This is a genomic window from Agrobacterium sp. H141 (genome assembly GCF_057158725.1).
In genome coordinates this window covers 2,509,288-2,526,940 of the sequence record NZ_CM169893.1, presented here as the reverse complement: position 1 = coordinate 2,526,940, position 17,653 = coordinate 2,509,288, and the positions used below count along the sequence as shown (strand labels likewise).

At 58.4% G+C, this 17,653-nt stretch carries 20 protein-coding genes and 1 tRNA gene; 14 read left to right on the top strand and 7 right to left on the bottom strand.

What is annotated here, in order from left to right; all coding sequences use genetic code 11:
• Nucleotides 1-41: 41 nt before the first annotated feature.
• From ACWPM9_RS11540 to ACWPM9_RS11530, 3 genes are all read left to right on the top strand, one after another.
• Entirely contained in the window at nt 42-347 is a 306-nt protein-coding gene (locus ACWPM9_RS11540) for an ETC complex I subunit (protein ID WP_484755232.1), read from the top strand.
• 67 nt (nt 348-414) lie between these two features.
• A tRNA-Arg gene (locus ACWPM9_RS11535) sits at nt 415-491 on the top strand.
• Between the two features lie 220 nt (nt 492-711).
• Complete coding sequence (locus ACWPM9_RS11530) at nt 712-1,323, top strand: hypothetical protein (protein ID WP_484755231.1); 612 nt, start codon at nt 712-714, stop codon at nt 1,321-1,323.
• 122 nt (nt 1,324-1,445) lie between these two features.
• Here ACWPM9_RS11530 and ACWPM9_RS11525 read toward each other — a convergent pair whose 3' ends face one another.
• The 4 genes from ACWPM9_RS11525 to ACWPM9_RS11510 form a co-directional block, all read right to left on the bottom strand.
• Complete coding sequence (locus tag ACWPM9_RS11525) at nt 1,446-2,219, bottom strand: amino acid ABC transporter ATP-binding protein (protein ID WP_428186583.1); 774 nt, start codon at nt 2,217-2,219, stop codon at nt 1,446-1,448.
• Between the two features lie 16 nt (nt 2,220-2,235).
• On the bottom strand, nt 2,236-3,354 hold the full coding sequence (locus ACWPM9_RS11520; RefSeq protein ID WP_428186787.1) for an amino acid ABC transporter permease: 1,119 nt from the start codon (nt 3,352-3,354) through the stop codon (nt 2,236-2,238).
• A 36-nt stretch (nt 3,355-3,390) separates the two neighbouring features.
• Nucleotides 3,391-4,584, bottom strand: coding sequence for an amino acid ABC transporter permease (locus ACWPM9_RS11515; RefSeq protein ID WP_428186584.1), 1,194 nt, complete (start codon nt 4,582-4,584; stop codon nt 3,391-3,393).
• Between the two features lie 168 nt (nt 4,585-4,752).
• Complete coding sequence (locus ACWPM9_RS11510) at nt 4,753-5,781, bottom strand: amino acid ABC transporter substrate-binding protein (RefSeq protein WP_428186585.1); 1,029 nt, start codon at nt 5,779-5,781, stop codon at nt 4,753-4,755.
• Here ACWPM9_RS11510 and ACWPM9_RS11505 point away from each other — a divergent pair.
• A complete protein-coding gene (locus ACWPM9_RS11505; RefSeq protein WP_484755230.1) occupies nt 5,774-6,088 on the top strand; it encodes a hypothetical protein in 315 nt (104 codons plus the stop codon). The genes ACWPM9_RS11510 and ACWPM9_RS11505 overlap by 8 nt on opposite strands.
• A gap of 61 nt (nt 6,089-6,149) precedes the next feature.
• A complete protein-coding gene (locus ACWPM9_RS11500; protein WP_428186587.1) occupies nt 6,150-7,340 on the top strand; it encodes a cystathionine beta-lyase in 1,191 nt (396 codons plus the stop codon).
• Nucleotides 7,341-7,349: 9 nt separating this feature from the next.
• On the opposite strand, the gene ACWPM9_RS11495 is transcribed toward ACWPM9_RS11500, so the two are convergent.
• Both ACWPM9_RS11495 and ACWPM9_RS11490 read right to left on the bottom strand, forming a co-directional pair.
• Nucleotides 7,350-8,516 carry an FAD-dependent monooxygenase gene (locus tag ACWPM9_RS11495; RefSeq protein WP_484755229.1) on the bottom strand — a complete coding sequence of 389 codons (1,167 nt, stop codon included), beginning with the start codon at nt 8,514-8,516 and terminating at the stop codon, nt 7,350-7,352.
• A 28-nt stretch (nt 8,517-8,544) separates the two neighbouring features.
• Entirely contained in the window at nt 8,545-8,793 is a 249-nt protein-coding gene (locus ACWPM9_RS11490; protein ID WP_428186589.1) for a zinc-finger domain-containing protein, read from the bottom strand.
• Between the two features lie 161 nt (nt 8,794-8,954).
• Here ACWPM9_RS11490 and ACWPM9_RS11485 point away from each other — a divergent pair, with 161 nt between their 5' ends.
• Entirely contained in the window at nt 8,955-9,737 is a 783-nt protein-coding gene (locus ACWPM9_RS11485; protein WP_484755228.1) for an alpha/beta fold hydrolase, read from the top strand.
• A gap of 12 nt (nt 9,738-9,749) precedes the next feature.
• Here ACWPM9_RS11485 and ACWPM9_RS11480 read toward each other — a convergent pair whose 3' ends face one another.
• On the bottom strand, nt 9,750-10,553 hold the full coding sequence (locus tag ACWPM9_RS11480) for an enoyl-CoA hydratase-related protein (protein WP_484755227.1): 804 nt from the start codon (nt 10,551-10,553) through the stop codon (nt 9,750-9,752).
• 74 nt (nt 10,554-10,627) lie between these two features.
• Between ACWPM9_RS11480 and cysE the strand changes: the two genes are divergently transcribed.
• The 8 genes from cysE to ACWPM9_RS11440 all read left to right on the top strand — a co-directional run bounded on the left by cysE (nt 10,628) and on the right by ACWPM9_RS11440 (nt 17,629).
• The gene (gene cysE / locus ACWPM9_RS11475) at nt 10,628-11,452 is read left to right on the top strand and encodes a serine O-acetyltransferase (RefSeq protein ID WP_484755226.1); all 825 of its coding nucleotides are present in this window, start codon (nt 10,628-10,630) and stop codon (nt 11,450-11,452) included.
• 74 nt (nt 11,453-11,526) lie between these two features.
• Nucleotides 11,527-11,730 (top strand): DUF3126 family protein, encoded by a 204-nt coding sequence (locus ACWPM9_RS11470; RefSeq protein ID WP_428186593.1) that lies wholly within the window; start codon nt 11,527-11,529, stop codon nt 11,728-11,730.
• A 224-nt stretch (nt 11,731-11,954) separates the two neighbouring features.
• On the top strand, nt 11,955-12,305 hold the full coding sequence (locus ACWPM9_RS11465; RefSeq protein WP_484755225.1) for a phasin family protein: 351 nt from the start codon (nt 11,955-11,957) through the stop codon (nt 12,303-12,305).
• A 262-nt stretch (nt 12,306-12,567) separates the two neighbouring features.
• Nucleotides 12,568-12,921, top strand: a complete 354-nt coding sequence (gene clpS, locus ACWPM9_RS11460) for an ATP-dependent Clp protease adapter ClpS (RefSeq protein WP_428186788.1) — start codon at nt 12,568-12,570, stop codon at nt 12,919-12,921.
• A gap of 10 nt (nt 12,922-12,931) precedes the next feature.
• Nucleotides 12,932-15,427, top strand: a complete 2,496-nt coding sequence (gene clpA / locus ACWPM9_RS11455) for an ATP-dependent Clp protease ATP-binding subunit ClpA (RefSeq protein ID WP_484755224.1) — start codon at nt 12,932-12,934, stop codon at nt 15,425-15,427.
• A 135-nt stretch (nt 15,428-15,562) separates the two neighbouring features.
• A complete protein-coding gene (locus tag ACWPM9_RS11450) occupies nt 15,563-16,321 on the top strand; it encodes an AzlC family ABC transporter permease (protein WP_428186596.1) in 759 nt (252 codons plus the stop codon).
• On the top strand, nt 16,318-16,653 hold the full coding sequence (locus tag ACWPM9_RS11445) for an AzlD domain-containing protein (protein ID WP_484755223.1): 336 nt from the start codon (nt 16,318-16,320) through the stop codon (nt 16,651-16,653). The genes ACWPM9_RS11450 and ACWPM9_RS11445 overlap by 4 nt, the downstream gene beginning before the upstream one ends.
• Before the next feature lie 124 nt (nt 16,654-16,777).
• The gene (locus ACWPM9_RS11440) at nt 16,778-17,629 is read left to right on the top strand and encodes an urea carboxylase-associated family protein (RefSeq protein ID WP_484755222.1); all 852 of its coding nucleotides are present in this window, start codon (nt 16,778-16,780) and stop codon (nt 17,627-17,629) included.
• Nucleotides 17,630-17,653 lie beyond the last annotated feature (24 nt).

Sequence of the window (17,653 nt, the reverse complement as noted above, 5' to 3'; positions counted from 1 at the left end):
TGAGATGAAATCCTTCGCTTGTGTTTAGGAGCCCGAAGCCCATGTCCGCCAAGATCTATCGACCTGCAAAGACAGCCATGCAGTCCGGCAAGGCCAAGACTCATATTTGGGTGCTCGAATTCGATCAGAACAGCCCGCGCAAGATCGATCCCGTCATGGGCTACACCACGTCCAGCGATACGCGCCAGCAGGTGAAGCTCAATTTCGAGACGCAGGAACAGGCAGTGGCCTATGCGCAGAAGAACGGCGTCGACTATCGCGTGATCCCGCCAAAGGAAGCGGTCCGCCAGGTGGCATCCTACACCGATAATTTCCGCTACAGCCGCCAGCAGCCCTGGACGCACTAAGGCTGAACACCTAGACAGGCGCAAAGACGCTTCAGTCTCGCCCAAAGCCGGCTCAAGCCGGCCAGACGGCCCCTTAGCTCAGCTGGATAGAGCACCGGCCTTCTAAGCCGACGGTCGCAGGTTCGAATCCTGCAGGGGTCGCCACTTCGCTTTTTGTCCATACCGAAGACATAGGCATCAACGATGCCGATCTGTCACAGGTTGGCGCAAATGGTCAGCTTGCTCAACATCTCCGGTTTTCGATTTGCTGCATTGCGATAATATCGACTGATTCGTGGACGCACTCGGTGCGGTTCTTTCTTGCGTGCCGGCGGTACGCCGGGAGATGATGATGAAAGCGTTTCTCGCTGGTTCATTTATATATATGAGCGTGCTTGCGGTCGGCCCCGCCTGGGCAGGCGATTCAGCGCCTTTGACGTTTCAGGCCACCCGCAACTCCGATCGGGATTATGTGGGCGATTGGCGCGTGCGCTTCGGCGGTTCTCTGCCGATGAGTGCCAGCCTCAAGCTTGGCGTGGTCGCCACAGACAGCGGCGCACTCAGCGCAATCCCCACATCCATCTCGGCCTCCGTCGGCACTCTCTATGACAATAGCAGCCACGCCCGGCGCGGCGCGCGCGTTCAGCTATGTCCGAATACGCAGCAGGTGGAAGCATCAGTCAAAAATATCCAGCCTGTCTGGATCGGAGAGAGTGCTAATCTGGAACTGCGCCAGAGCATCGACACGGTGATTTATGGCGAAGCCGATGCCGGCCGCGTCGCAGTCTCCGCCAACCAGCAGGTCTATGTCACCGATATCCGCCATCGCATGGCCGTCACAGCCGGTGCACGGCTTGCCAGCGATCAGGCGCGAATGACGGCAACCCTGAGGCTCGAACAGAAGATCCTGGACCATTGGACCGTGTCAGCGGATTTTGCCCATGGTGTTCAGACCAATAGCGCAGCTTTCAAGGCCAGCTACGCCTTCAACTGGTAGGGCTCCGCCAAACCGGGTGCGGCAATCCGGCCACTTCACCAGCCGACCGGTTGCCCTTGCGATAAAAAAAGCCGCCACCTCGAAGAGGCGGCGACTTTGATGGTCTCTCTGTCTGTTTAAGCTCAGTGCAGGATCTGGCTGAGGAACAGCTTGGTCCGCTCATGCTGCGGATTGTCGAAGAATTCCGCCGGCGCATTCTGTTCGACGATCTGCCCCTGGTCCATGAAGATCACCCGGTTCGCCACCTGCCGGGCAAAGCCCATTTCGTGGGTCACGCACAGCATGGTCATGCCTTCCTCGGCAAGGCTTACCATGGTGTCCAGAACTTCCTTCACCATTTCAGGGTCGAGCGCCGATGTCGGCTCGTCGAACAGCATGATCTTCGGTTTCATGCACAGGGCCCGGGCAATCGCCACGCGCTGCTGCTGACCACCGGAGAGCTGGCCTGGATATTTATTGGCCTGTTCCGGGATTTTGACGCGTTCGAGAAAGTGCATGGCAATCGCCTCTGCTTCCTTCTTTGGCATCTTGCGCACCCAGATCGGTGCCAGCGTGCAGTTTTCCAGAATGGTCAGATGCGGGAACAGATTGAAGTGCTGGAACACCATGCCGACTTCGCGGCGCACTTCGTCGATCTTCTTCAGATCGCTGGTGAGTTCTGTACCGTCGACGAGGATCTGCCCGGTCTGGTGCTCTTCCAGACGGTTGATGCAGCGGATCATGGTCGATTTGCCGGAGCCTGAAGGACCAGCGATGACGATGCGCTCGCCCCCCATCACCTTCAGGTTGATGTCGCGCAGCACGTGGAAGTCCCCGTACCACTTGTTCATATTGATGATTTCGACGGCGACCGAGTTTTCGGCAACGGTTCTTTGAGCGGTGTTGGCCTGTGCCATTTGTATGTTCCCCTCTTTAGCGCTTGTGCCCGGTGTCGAGACGCCGTTCCGTAAAGGCGGAATAGCGCGACATGCCGAAGCAGAATATCCAGAAAATGAAGCCCGCAAACACAAGGCCCGTGAGTGGTGTCACCGGCGATGCCCAGGTGGCGTCCGTGAAGTTGAGGCGGACAATACCGAGAAGATCGAACATGCCGATAATGGAGACCAGCGAGGTGTCCTTGAACAGCCCGATGAAGGTGTTGACGATACCCGGAATGACCAGCTTGATGGCCTGCGGCAGGATGATCAGCCGCGTTTTTTGCCAGTAGCTGAGACCCAGAGAATCGGCGCCTTCATACTGTCCCTTGGCAATGGCCTGCAGGCCGCCACGGATCACTTCGGCCATATAGGCCGAGGCAAAGATGGCAACGCCAACCAGTGCACGCAGGAAATTGTCGATGGTCCAGCCTGTCGGCAAAAATAGCGGCAACATCACATTGGCCATGAACAGAACCGTAATCAACGGAACGCCGCGAACCACTTCGATGAAGAACACGCAGATGATCCGGATGGCCGGCATATGCGATCGTCGGCCCAAGGCCAGCACGATGCCGAAGGGCAGGGACACCGCAATGCCGACAAAGGACAGGATCAACGTGACCATCAGGCCGCCCCATAGGGGAGTTTCGACCTTTTGAAGGCCAATTCCGCCATGCAGCAGGAAGAAGGCGACGACCGGGAAGATGACGAACAGCAAGAGAGCGTTCAGTCCCTTCCGCGGCGCCTTCGGCATCAGCATCGGCACCAGAAGACCGATGAACATGATACCGACCAGTATCGGTCTCCAGCGCTCGTCGAGCGGATAGCGACCGAAGATGAACTGCATCATGCGGTTATCGACAAAGGCCCAGCACGCGCCGGACCACCCGTCGGGTTGATTGCCGCCTTGGGCAATCGTCGCGCAGGCTGCACGGTCAGCGCCCGTCCAGGCCGCCTGAATGAACAGCCAGTTGATAACACCGGGCAGGAGCCACAACAGAAAGGCAACGCCCAGCACCGTCAGAATGATATCCTTGGGCGTTGCGAGCAAATTTTCGCGGATCCATCCACCGGCAGTATTGCCCTGCATCGGTGCCGGCTTGGAGTCGAGCATGTCCTGACGGACATAATGTATAGTCTGTGCCATCGCTTATCTCTCCACCAAAGCCATTCTGGCGTTAAACCAGTTCATGAACAGGGATGTGGCAATGCTGATAGACAGGTAGACGGCAAGCCAGATCGAAACGATTTCGACAGCCTGGCCCGTCTGGTTCATCGTCGTGCCACCGGTGGACACCAGTTCGGGAAAACCGACGGCGACCCCAAGCGAGGAGTTTTTCGTGAGGTTGAGATACTGGCTGGTGAGCGGTGGAATAACGATTCGCATCGCCTGTGGAACCACGACGAGGCGCGTGGTGATCGAGGGGCGCACTCCCAGCGCCGAGGCAGCCTCGGTCTGGCCGTGGGGAACGCCCTTGATGCCGGCTCGGATGATCTCGGCAATAAAGGCTGCCGTGTAGAAGGACAGTGCCAGATAAAGAGCCACGAATTCCGGGCGGATAATGGAGCCGCCACGAACATTGAAGGTGCTTTCAACCGGATAATCGAACGTCAGCGGTGCGCCAACGGCCAGAAAAGCAAGCAGCGGAAGGCCGATCACGATGGCGGTCACTGCCTTTGCGGTGGCAAAGGGCTGGCCGGTGCGCATCTGTCTGGCCTTTGCCCAACGGGCAAGGAAAATGGAAGCTGCAATTGCGACGACGATGGCGATGGGCAGGACGATCGACCCTTCACCCCAAATCGGCGTTGGAAAGGCCAGACCGCGATTGTTGAGGAAGGTCGAGAACGGCAAGATGATCGAATCGCGCGGATGCGGCAGTGCCGACAGAACGCCGGAATACCAGAAGAAGATCACCAGCAGCGGCGGAATATTGCGGAAGGTCTCGACATAAACCGTGCAAAGCTTGGCGATCAACCAGTTCTTGGACAACCGGCCGACACCGATCAGAAAGCCCAGTATCGTTGCTGTCACGATGCCGGTTGCGGCAACCATCAGCGTGTTCAGCAGGCCGACGATAATCGCCCGGCCATACGTGGAATCGCTGCTGTATGAGATGAGTGATTGGCCGATATCGAAGCCGGCCCGGCTCTTTAAAAAGTCATAGCCCGAGGCAGTATTCGACCGGGCCAGATTTTCCATTGTGTTGTTGACGATGTTCCAAACCAGAAACGTCAGCAATGCCACCGTGACGACCTGAAAGAAGATGGAGCGCACCTTCGGATCGTAGATCAGCGAGCTGAAGCTCTGACCAGCCACCGGTTGGTGTACGGCGTGATCTGTCATGCTTGTGTATCCCCGCGACCCCTTTGGGGTCTTATTGGTCTTCTATATCGGCATGCCGGGTTCCCATCCACGGTCCCGGCTCTTGCCGCTCATCGCTGGTCGCCTTGATGGCAATCCTAGAGATGAACGAGGCGGCTTTCGCCGCCTCGTAAGATGTTATGCCTGATCTTAGCGGATCGGCGGTGCGTACTGCAGGCCACCCTTTGTCCAAAGAGCGTTGAGGCCGCGCTCGATCTTCAGCGGAGTGTTGACGCCGATATTGCGCTCGAACACTTCACCGTAGTTACCGACGCCCTTGATCACGTTATAGGCCCACTCATTGGTCAGGCCCAGGTCCGTACCAATCTTGGAGTCGGCTTCAACGCCAAGGAAGCGCTGCACGTCAGGGTTCTTGGAATTCGCCTTCATGTCGTCGACGTTTTCCGAAGTGATGCCGAACTCCTCAGCCTGCACCATCGCGTAACCAACCCAGGTTACGATGTCGAACCACTGGTCGTCACCCTGGCGCACGGCCGGGCCGAGCGGCTCCTTGGAGATGATTTCCGGAAGAACGATGTGATCGTCTGGATTGCTGAGCGTAAGGCGGATCGAATACAGGCCCGACTGGTCGGTCGTGTAAACGTCGCAACGACCGGCCTGATAGGCAGCGTTCACTTCTTCGAGCTTTTCAAAGACGACCGGGTTGTATTCGAGATTATTGGCCTTGAAGTAGTCGGCAAGGTTCAGCTCGGTGGTGGTGCCGGACTGTACGCAGACGGCCGCGCCCGACAGCTCGAGAGCCGACGACACGTTGAGTGCCTTCGGAACCATGAAGCCCTGGCCGTCATAGTAGTTCACGTAACGGAAGTTGAAACCCAGAGCCGTATCGCGGCTGATGGTCCATGTGGTGTTACGTGCCAGCATGTCGACTTCGCCGGACTGAAGCGCGGTAAAGCGGCTCTGCGCGGTGGTCGGCGTGTACTTGACCTTGGTCGCATCACCGAAAACCGCAGCGGCAACGGCCTTGCAGTAGTCGACGTCGAAACCGGTCCAGTTACCTTGCGCATCTGGCGAAGCAAATCCGGCAAGACCGGTGTTCACGCCGCATTGCACGAAGCCCTTCGACTTGATGTCGTCAAGGGTAGCAGCGGAGGCGCCGGAGGCGGCCATTCCTACGACTGCGGCGCCAATTGCGACGGACAAGAACTTGATGTTCATTTTTTCCCAACCTTTATCTATTGTCTTTTGCAGCAGTGGGTTGCGCGTTTTGAACACACACATTGCCACCGGCTCGCTGCCCTCCCGGCGCGAACGGATCTATCACAATCTTAAATGGGTACACGGTCAAGTGGTGATGGACAGAATCGTCCAGAAAAACGGCAATTTGAACAAGCAGCATGAAAAACGGGCAGAAAAAGACGGCTTGAGGCAGCGAATGATTAAAAAACGGTCGTCCGCAAACGCTTTGGATCGCTATTTTCTGCCAGTGGACCTGTTTCAGCCTTGCACTCAGCCATGGGGTTGACCTGTGACTGCGGCAAAGACACAAAACGTCATCGCATATTCTCGGAAAGGCCCACCCCCCAATGCATGATCGGAAAGAAATGCTGGCCAAGGCCGGCATGGAAACAAAACTCTGCCATATCGGCAACGACCCTTCAGCCTTTCACGGCTTCGTTAATCCTCCGGTGGTCCACGCCTCCACGGTCCTGTTTCCTGACACCAAGGCGATGGAATCGCGGGAGCAGAAATACACTTACGGCACCCATGGAACGCCGACGACCGACGCGCTTTGCGAAGCGATCGACGAACTGGAGGGCTCGGCCGGAACCGTTCTCGTGCCGTCAGGCCTTGCGGCCATCAGCGTCCCGTTTCTGGCCTTCCTGTCATCCGGCGACCACGCATTGATCGTCGATTCGGTGTATGCGCCCTGCCGCCGTTTCTGCGATACGATGCTGAAGCGCATGGGCGTCGAGGTCGAATATTATGACCCGGAAATCGGGGCCGGCATCGAAACGCTGATCAAGGCCAACACAAAGCTTGTGCATACAGAAGCGCCCGGCTCGAACACCTTTGAAATGCAGGATATCCGCGCCATTTCCACTGCCGCCCACAAGCACGGCTGTGTGGTGACCATGGACAATACCTGGGCAACGCCGCTTTATTTCAAGCCGCTCGATTTCGGTGTCGATATCTCGATCCACGCCGCGACCAAATACCCATCCGGGCATTCCGACATTCTCATGGGCACTGTGTCAGCCAACAAGGAACATTGGCCGCGTCTGCTGGAGGCCCAGACGGTGCTTGGCATGTGTGGCGCACCGGATGATTCCTACATGATCCTGCGCGGCCTGCGCACCATGTCGCTAAGGCTCGATCATCATCAAAAGAGTGCCCTGACCGTTGCGAAATGGCTGGAAGGCCGCGATGGCGTCGCCAGGGTTCTGCATCCGGCCTTGCCCAGTTTCCCCGGACACGACATCTGGAAGCGCGACTTCAAGGGTGCAAGCGGCATTTTCTCCTTCGTGCTTGCAGCCGGCCAGCCGGAAAAGGCAAAGCCGAAGGCACGCGCCTTCCTGGATGCGCTGCGGCTTTTCGGTCTCGGTTATTCCTGGGGTGGCTATGAAAGCCTGGCTGTCATGGTCAATCTGGATGATCGCCGAATCCGCAAGGCGCCACCGGAAGGCACCGTCATGCGCCTGCAGATTGGTCTGGAAAATGTCGAGGACATTATGGCCGATCTGGACGCCGGATTTGCCGCAGCGGCCGAGGTTTGAAGACGTCGGTTAGCCCTTGGCCTTGAAACCGTAGAGCCAGTCGAGATCCGCGGCCAGGCTCTCCGGCTTGCGCAGGGAAAGCACCACATCACGTCCGAGCCTGAACGGGCCTCGGGCGTGATAGGCAAATTTGTTGAAGGCGCCGCGGTCGCGCACCTTGGTCGCGCGCGCGCTCCGCTCAGCCTCGAAACTCGCCAGTGCCTGGGGCAGGGGCGTCCCGGCGACCTTGCCGGCCAGCACGAAGGCATCTTCGATTGCCATTGCCGCGCCTTGAGCGGCAAAGGGCATCATCGCATGGGCCGCATCTCCGATCAGCACCGTGTCCCGACCATTATGCCAGCGCCCTTTGCCGGCCTGAAACAAGGGCCAGAAATTCGGCTGGTTCGCTTTTTCCAGCATGTCGACAATGGCATCGTGCCAGCGATGGAAGTGTCTGAGCATCATGCGCTTCTGCGCAGCTGTTCCAGTCGTACCCCAGGTCTCTCCGGGGCTGTTGCCAGCCGTGATTGCCACCACGTTGAAGCCGCCGATCTCGCGCAAGGGATAGCTCACAAGATGCGAGTTTGGCCCGAGAAACGCCGTCACATTGTTACGGTCGAGAAAATCGGGAGCGGACTCGTCCGGTATCGTGAAGCGCCACGCGACATTCCCGGAAAACGAAGTCTCCGGCGCATCGGGCACCCGTGAACGGGTCCGCGACCAGACACCGTCTGCGCCGACAATCAGGTCAGGTGCGCGGCCCGTCAGCGCGCCGATTGACTGAGGCGTTGTGTCTTCCAGTCGCTGTCCGAGATGGAGGTGACACAAAGAAGATGCGTGCAGAACGGCCGTCAACAGCGCTTGCTGCAAGGTTGAGCGATGCAGGACGCCATAGGGCGATCCCCAGCGCTCAAGGGCAAATTGGCCGGCAGGCACAAAGGCCAGCGGGCGAAGACTTGTGCCGCTTGCCAGGCCGATCCGGGATGGCTTTTGCCAATGGTTCTCGAGTTCGGGCAAGACCCCCAATCTGTCGAGAATATAGGTGGCATTGGGCGACATCTGCAGCCCGGCACCCACATCGGTGAGCTGCGGTGCCTGCTCGATGATGTCTGTGCGGATGCCGAGACGCGCAAAGGAGAGCGCTGCCGTCAGGCCGGCAATGCCGGCTCCGACGATGGCGACAGAATGAATGGACATGAACTTACCCGCCCCGACGGGACCGGGATCAGGCGGCCTTGGCGTGGAATGTGCATCCGGGAGGATTGGTCTGTTCCGGCTTCAGCGATGCGTTGAAGCGGTAGAGCGTCGAGCAATAGGAGCAGACTCGCTCCGTGTCGTGTCCCATATCGATGAAGATATGCGGATGATCGAACGGCGTGGACGCGCCGGTGCACATGAATTCCTTCACGCCGATCTCGATAACGCGGTGACCACCGTCGTTCTGGAAATGGGGAATGCTATGATGTCCCGCCATGTCTGTCTCCAATGCAATGCGATTTGCGCCGCACATTATCCGGCTTCTGCGCAAATGTGTAGAGGCCGCCGTGACGGAAACCCATGGAAAAACTGTCGCAGCAGGGCTTGATCCGTGTGGCCTCTCCAATATTGTCGCCGGCGACTTAAGGAAGACGCTTCATGAATCTCAATCTGCCTGCTTTTTCACTCTTCCATCACGATGGTTTGCAGCTCGCCTTTTTCGATGAAGGTGACAAGGCAGCCCCCGCCGTTTTGCTCATTCACGGTTTTGCCTCCACAGCCAATGTAAACTGGGTCAGTCCCGGCTGGCTGAAAACACTGTCGGAAGCCGGCTACCGCGTGATCGCCATCGACAATCGCGGCCATGGGGCAAGCGACAAGCCTCATGATTCTGAAGCCTATTATCCGCCGTTGATGGCCGAAGACGCCATCGCATTGCTGGATCATCTGGGCATCGAACAGGCCCATGTCATGGGCTATTCCATGGGCGCGCGCATCTCCGCCTTTGCGGCGCTTGCGCATCCCGACCGCATCCGTTCACTGGTGTTCGGCGGTCTGGGGATTGGCCTTGTCGAGGGTGTCGGCGATTGGGATCCGATTGCAGAGGCCTTGCTGGCGCCGTCCCTGTCGGAGGTTACCCATGCGCGCGGACGCATGTTCCGCGCCTTTGCCGAACAGACGCGCGCCGACCGCTATGCCCTTGCTGCCTGCATCCAGACCAATCGTGTTCTGGTGACGCGTGAACAGGTCTCGACAATATCGCTGCCCACCTTGATTGGCGTCGGCACCAAGGACGACATCGCCGGCTCGCCGCGGGACCTGGCAGACTTGATGCCCAATGCCCGCGTCATTGATATTCCCAACCGCGACCACATGCTGGCCGTCGGCGACAAGGTCTTCAAGAAAGCCGTTCTCGAATTCTATGCCGGGTTGGCAGATTAGCGGTTCCTCGCCCTATCTGCCGGTAAATGCAGGCGCGCGACGTTCGGCAAAGGCTGCGCGTCCCTCCCGGTAGTCGGCGCTGTCAAAGGTCGAGGCTCCGGTGATCTGCGCTTCCGACAGAAGGGTCTGGTCGCCTTGCTCGAAAGCGCGAAGCGCAAGCTTGGACGCCTGAACCGAGAGCGGTGCGTTATTGGCAATCGTTTCGGCCAGCGTGAAGGCTGCTGCATCCAGTGCCTCAGCCGCGGTGACCTCCAGAAGAAATCCGTTTTGCAGCAGTTCTTGCGGTGACATCGCTGCGCCCGTGAACAAGGCTTTGCGTGTCCATTGCGACCCGAGTGCTATCGCGAAATCGCGCACGGCGTCGGCAGGATAGGCAAGACCCAGACGCGCTGCTGGAACGGCAAAGGCAGCCGTCTCGTCGGCAATTCTGAGGTCGCAGGCAGCGGCGAGGCCAAATCCGCCGCCATAGCAGATGCCGCGGACGGCAGCGATCATCGGCACGCGCGCATCGCGAATGGCGGAAAACGCCCTCGAATTGGTCGCCTCGTAGACGCCGGCGCTGGCTGCATCATGGCGCACGTCGGGAAATTCGGAAATATCCGCACCGGCGCTGAAATCGCTTTGCCCACCCCCTGTCAGCACAATGGCGCGAGCCTTTGCGTCTGCGACAAGCCATTGAATAGCATCGGGTATTGCGTGCCACATCGCCAGCGTCAGCGCGTTTTTGCGCGCGCCATTGTCGATGATCAGTGCCCCTGTCCCGTCGTGGACTGCCGCACGAATATGGCCGCCTGCGAAATCACTTGTTAGTTTCATTGACAACTGCCCATTCAGTTTGCATCTGCAATGCTCTATACAGGGAACGCCCGCAAGATACGAGGAGACCGGCGATGGCGGCTGAAAGCGAACGCGTTCGCAGCGAATACCTGAAGTCCATGGACCCGATCTGGGACACGCTCAAGCACGAGGCCAGTGCCGCAGCCGAGCATGACCCGATCCTGGCGGCCTTCCTCTATTCCACTGTGCTGAACCACAAGTCTCTGGAAGATTGCGTGATTTACCGCATCTGCGAACGTCTGGATCATGCCGATCTTCAGGCCGTGCTTTTGCGTCAGGCATTCGAGGACATGCTTAAGGACTGGCCGGAATGGGGCGCAATCCTGCGGGTCGATATCCAGGCGGTCTATGATCGCGATCCCGCCTGCCTGCGTTTTCTCGAGCCTGTCCTATATTTCAAGGGCTTCCACGCCATACAGACCCACAGGCTCGCCCATTGGCTGCTGAGCAAGGGACGCAGGGATCTCTCTCTGTATCTGCAAAGCCGCGCGTCCAGCGTGTTCCAGACGGATATCAATCCGGCTGCGCGGATCGGCAAGGGCATCTTTCTCGACCACGCAACCGGTCTCGTCGTCGGTGAGACCGCGCGCATTGGCGACAACGTCTCGATCCTCCATGGTGTCACCCTGGGTGGCACCGGCAAGGAAGGTGCTGACCGTCATCCGAAGATCGGCGATGGCGTGTTGATCGGTGCAGGCGCCAAGGTTCTTGGCAACATAGAGGTGGGCGCATGCTCGCGCGTCGCTGCCGGTTCCGTCGTGTTGAAGTCCGTGCCGCCATGCACCACGGTTGCGGGTGTCCCGGCCAAGGTCGTGGGCGAGGCGGGTTGTGCAGAACCGTCGCGGTCCATGGATCAAATGCTTTCCGGTGACGTTTAGGCCTTTGCGGGTTTACAGCGCCGCCGGGTGCGTGCAACAAGCGGGCCTGATTTGCATATCGATGGAGAAACGCCTTGAAACCTGACGAAATCAAGAAGCTCGAAGCCTACTTCAAGCGCACCTTCAATCAGGCGATGGTCGTCAAGGCCCGCCCGCGCAAGGACGATTCTGCCGAAGTCTACATCGGTGACGAGTTTCTCGGCGTCGTCTTCCGCGATGACGAAGACGGTGATCTGTCCTTCAATTTCTCGATGGCGATCCTCGACGTCGATCTTTGAGATGCCAATTTGGCGCCAGTGACTGCACAACATTTTGATGTCGCAGCAATAATCGCTCCAAACGGTTCAAACAGGCCCGCAGCATAGGTTGCGGGCCTGTTTTTTAACCGCAAATGCAACCTATGAGAGTTGTGCGATGCAGCATTTTTCTTGACGACGATCGCTGGATGTTATATGAGGCAATCCTGAATTCGAACTGAAACACATTGGGAAGGAATGCTGTCATGTTTAACTTTGATGAAGCGAGCAAGAAGAGCAAGGAAGCCATGGATACGGCGCTGAAGAACTATTCAGAAGTCGCCAAGGGCTTTCAGGCCATCGCTGGCGAGACCTCGGAATATTCCAAGAAGTCGTTTCAGGATATGGCGACATTCATGGAATCCCTGGCCGGCGTGAAGAGCCTCGAGGCAGCCTTCGAACTCCAGACCAGCTACATGAAGTCTTCCTTTGAGAGCTTTGTTTCCGAAGCCGCCAAGGTCAGCGAAATGTATGCCGGTCTTGCAAAGACGGCCTATAAGCCGTTCGAAATGCCGATGGCCAAGGTTGTCAGCGAAAAGACAAAGGCTGCCGCCTGACCCAGCGCACCACCTGCCGACCGCGGCAGGTCCGATGTAATTTGTTCAACCGGCCGCGCCCAGCGTGGCCGGTTTTCTATTTTCAGCGCGAAAACCATTGATTTCCGGTGTTTTTGCACCTGCCCCCAAGCAATTCTAATTGCACTGTGACGGAAGGGGCTTAAAATCCGCCAATTGAGAACTAATTATGTGGACAGAAGAAATCGTCGTGGAATTTGCATCAAAAGATCGGAATGGCTGGACGTATGGGGACGAGACTGAGATGATTGCCGAGCCGGTCGTAATGCAGCAGCAAGGTGACGGTGACGGCGAGGGACCCGGACGTGGTACCTCGGTTATCACCCGAACCAAATCGAAGACCAAGCAGCCGAATTTGTATCGCGTTCTGCTGTTGAATGATGACTACACTCCGATGGAGTTTGTCATTCACGTACTGGAGCGGTTTTTCCAGAAGGACAGGGAAGCCGCAACCCGGGTAATGCTGCAAGTACACAATCACGGCGTGGGGGAATGTGGTGTCTTCACGTATGAAGTCGCCGAGACCAAGGTAAGCCAGGTAATGGATTTCGCCAGGCAGCACGAGCACCCGCTGCAATGCGTGATGGAAAAGAAATGAGGATCTGACCGTGCCAACATTTTCTCCCAGTTTAGAGAAGGCGCTGCATCAGGCACTGACTTTTGCCAACGAGCGGCATCATGAATATGCCACGCTCGAGCATTTGCTTCTCGCCCTGATAGATGACGCCGACGCGGCCGCGGTCATGGGCGCATGCAACGTCAATCTTGACGTCTTGCGCAAGACCGTCGGCGATTATGTCGACAACGAACTCGCCAACCTGGTGACAGGTTATGATGAGGATTCCAAACCCACATCCGGGTTCCAGCGGGTCATTCAGCGCGCTGTGATCCATGTTCAATCATCCGGCCGCGAGGAAGTGACCGGCGCAAACGTGCTCGTGGCAATCTTCGCCGAGCGCGAGAGCCATGCCGCCTATTTTCTGCAGGAGCAGGAAATGACGCGCTACGATGCCGTCAACTATATCTCCCACGGTATCGGCAAGCGCCCCGGTTCCGGTCCTGCCCGTACGCCGCGCGGCGCCGAAGAAGGCGAGGGCGAAGCACGCCAGGCCCGCGACCAGCAGGAAGAGGGCGGCGCCAAGAAGCAGCAGGAAGCGCTGAAGGCCTATTGCGTCAATCTGAACGAAAAAGCCAAGACCGGCCGTATCGATCCTCTGATCGGGCGTCACGACGAGGTCAACCGCACCATTCAGGTTCTGTGCCGTCGTTCCAAGAACAACCCGCTTTACGTGGGGGATCCAGGCGTTGGCAAGACCGCGATTGCCGAAGGTCTGGCCAAGCGTATCGTCGAAGGCAAGGTGCCAGAGGCGCTGGCAGATGCCACGATCTTTTCGCTCGACATGGGCACGCTTCTGGCCGGCACCCGCTATCGCGGTGACTTCGAAGAACGCCTGAAGCAGGTCGTCAAGGAACTCGAGGATTATCCGGGAGCCGTGCTTTTCATCGATGAGATCCACACGGTTATCGGTGCAGGTGCAACGTCTGGCGGCGCCATGGATGCCTCCAATCTGTTGAAGCCTGCCTTGTCCTCCGGTGCGATCCGTTGCATCGGCTCGACCACCTACAAGGAATATCGCCAGTTCTTCGAAAAGGACCGCGCGCTGGTTCGCCGCTTCCAGAAGATCGACGTCAATGAGCCATCGGTTGATGATGCCATCGAAATCATGAAGGGGCTCAAGCCCTATTTCGAGGAATATCACAAGCTGCGCTATACTAATGACGCGATCAAGGCTGCCGTGGAACTGTCGGCCCGCTATATCTCTGACCGCAAGCTGCCGGACAAGGCGATCGACGTGATCGACGAGACCGGTGCGGCGCAGATGCTGCTGCCGGCATCCCGCCGTCGCAAGCTGATCACCGACAAGGAGATCGAAGTCACGATCGCCACCATGGCGCGCATTCCGGCCAAGACCGTATCCAAGGACGACGAGCAGGTGCTTGCCAATCTCGAGCAGGAGCTGCGCTCGGTGGTCTATGGTCAGGACAATGCAATCGAGGCCCTGTCGACCGCGATCAAGCTTGCCCGTGCGGGTCTGCGCGAGCCGAACAAGCCGATTGGTTCTTACGTCTTTTCCGGCCCCACCGGCGTCGGCAAGACCGAGGTCGCCAAGCAGCTTGCCTCGTCGCTTGGCGTTGAAATGCTGCGTTTCGACATGTCGGAATATATGGAACGTCACACGGTTTCACGACTGCTGGGCGCACCTCCCGGCTATGTCGGCTTCGACCAGGGCGGTCTGTTGACCGACGGCGTCGACCAGCATCCGCATTGCGTGGTTCTGCTCGATGAAATCGAAAAGGCCCATCCCGACATCTACAACATCCTGTTGCAGGTGATGGACCATGGTTCGCTGACCGATCATAACGGTAAGAAGATCGACTTCCGCAATGTCATCTTGATCATGACGACCAATGCGGGCGCATCGGAAATGGCAAAGGCCGCCATCGGCTTTGGCTCCTCCAAGCGCAGCGGTGAAGATGAAGAGGCATTGAACCGCCTGTTCACGCCGGAATTCCGCAATCGCCTCGACGCGACGATCCCGTTTGCGCCGCTGCCGACAGAGGTCATTCATCAGGTCGTCCAGAAATTCGTCATGCAGTTGGAAGCCCAGCTGTCCGAGCGCAATATCACCTTCGATCTGTCTGAACAGGCAATCGGGTGGCTGGCAACGCGCGGCTACGACGAAAAGATGGGTGCCCGTCCGCTGTCTCGCGTGATCCAGGAATATATCAAGAAGCCCCTCGCCAACGAGATCCTGTTCGGCAAGCTCAAGAAGGGCGGCGTGGTCAAGGTCGGCGTCAAGAAAGACAAGGCCGGTGAAGATGTTCTGGACCTCGAATCGATTGCCGACACGGCGCGTGTAAAGCCCAAGCCTGAGGCTGAACTCGAAGAGGTCGAAGCAGAAACGTCGAAGAAGAAGGCCCCGGCCAAGAAGGCCAGAAAGACAAAGGCCGCAGAGGCAAAAGCCTCTGATGCGCAAGCGTCCGAAGAGGCGCCGGCTCCGGCAAAGCGGTCCTCGGTGCCCAAGGTGCCGAAGAAAAAGTAAGGGCGCAGACCTCTGCATCATTTCAAGGAAGCCGGGCCATGTGTCCGGCTTCTTTGCATTTTGTGCTCCGGGATCAGGCGACGACGCTCGCGTGGTGCCATTGCCGCATTGCCGGTTTTGGGTTAGCGAGTATGCATGAATTCAACGGATGATCCTCGCAGCGCTACCTACTGGTTCCTGACCGGAATGCGCGGCATTTTCAGCATGCCGGCGCTGATCCTGATGACGTCCTTCGTCGGCTTTGCCGCCTTCGCACTCGAATCGGGACTGACGCGTAGCGAGGCCATGTTCATGACCATCATGATCTGGGCATTGCCGGCCAAGATGATCCTGACGGGCATGCTGGCAAGCGGTGCCCATATCCTTGCCATCTTCGTTGCCGTCTCGCTGTCGTCGATCCGCATGATGCCCATGGTTGCCTCGCTGGTACCGGAGTTGAAGACGCCACGCACGCCTGTATGGCTGTTGCTGTTCCTGTCCCATTTCATCGCCATCACGGCATGGGTCTTTACCACCCAGACCATAGACCGGGTGCCCCGCGAACATCGGACCGCCTATTTCGGCGGCTTTGGCATGACACTGACGCTCACCAACACGCTGCTGGTGGGCATTTGCTACGGTCTGGTCGCAACATTTCCGCCGATGGTCGCCGGCGCGCTGTTCATGCTGACGCCGGTCTATTTCGTTGCCTCCATCTGGGCCACATCGCGCCAGCCGGTGCTGAAACTGGCTTTCGTCATCGGTATCATGGGTGGTCCGCTCTTGGCGCTGGTGGCACCCGGTTTCGATGTTCTGGTGGCCGGCATCGGCGGCGGAACCCTGGCCTATGTGATCGACCGATTCCTGCTGTCTCCGCGCCGGGCGCAGAGCCTTGATAAGGGGCAGCGTTTGTGACCACAGGTGAATACGCAACCTATATCGTCATCATCGTCGCCGGCTGGCTGGCGACGGATATCTGGCGCTGGCTCGGGGTCGTGGCGGGCAATCGTCTGGACGAGCATTCCGAAACGCTCAAATGGGTGAGGGCGGTGGCCACCTCGCTGGTGATGGCCGTGACAGGCAAGCTCATCATCTATCCGGCCGGAAGTCTCGCCGACAGTCCGCTCTGGCTTCGACTGGCCGCGGCCGGTCTCGGCTTTGCCGCGTTTCTGCTGAGTGGCCAGAAGGTCTTCGTTGGCGTCGTCGTGCCCATCGCCATTCTGGCGCTCGGGCTTTTCCTGCTCTGACATATCGTGCACAGGTGTGGGAGCATGGGGCGCAGGCGCCAGAGCGAGCGATTGACTGATCGTGCGCGACGAACAGGCAGTCCGTCCTCCTCACGTCTTGCGGTATATTTGGAGTTTGCACCTGATGAACATAACCGTTGAAGTCCCCGAAGATGCAGCCGAGCGCCGTGCCGTCAAGCCGGTCATCTGCTATCCGAATGAGACGCTGCCGCCGCCAGACATGGCTGTATTGAAGCGTGCCCGCGCAACGATGGTGAAGGTGGACGAGGTCATCGTACCACCTCGCGAAGGCGAAACCTTCGATGTGCCAAAGGGTCATTTCTTCCGCATCGTCAGCATCGACGGTCCGCAGGTCGGCGATCTCAACCTGTGGAACGCAAACGACCTCACCGAACGCTTCTTCAGCGGCAAGACGCGGGCGCTGCACGCAACCCATGTCACCGAAGGTCACAGGCTGTGGAGTAACCTCCCCAATCTCCGCCCCATGGCGACGATTTCCCATGATACGCTTGGCTGGTACGGTTTCGACCAATATGGCGGTGGCGTGCATGATGTCATCGGCACGCGCTGCGACCCCTATACGCACAGGCTTTTGTCAGGCGGCGACTATCACCACTGCTGCCACTCCAACCTGACGCGTGCACTGAGCAAGGCGTCGGGGCTCAGCTTCCGCGACGCCGAGCCTCTGGTGCACGACGTCCTGAACGTCTTCATGTGCACCGGTTTCACCCGCGACACACAGCAATATTTCATGAAGGCCAGTCCGGTTCGTCCCGGCGATTTCATCGAGTTCTTCGCCGAAATCGACCTTATGGGCGGTTTGTCGGCCTGCCCTGGCGGTGATTGCAGTGCGGAACATTCCAGCGATACGGCTGCCTGCTATCCCTTGAAGGTCGAGATCTACAAGCCGGACATGACTGTATTGAAGGATTGGCCGTTCCCGAACCGCAGTGAATATCTGCCGCCGGAAGCGTGATCAGCCGTCATCCTCGGGCAGGTT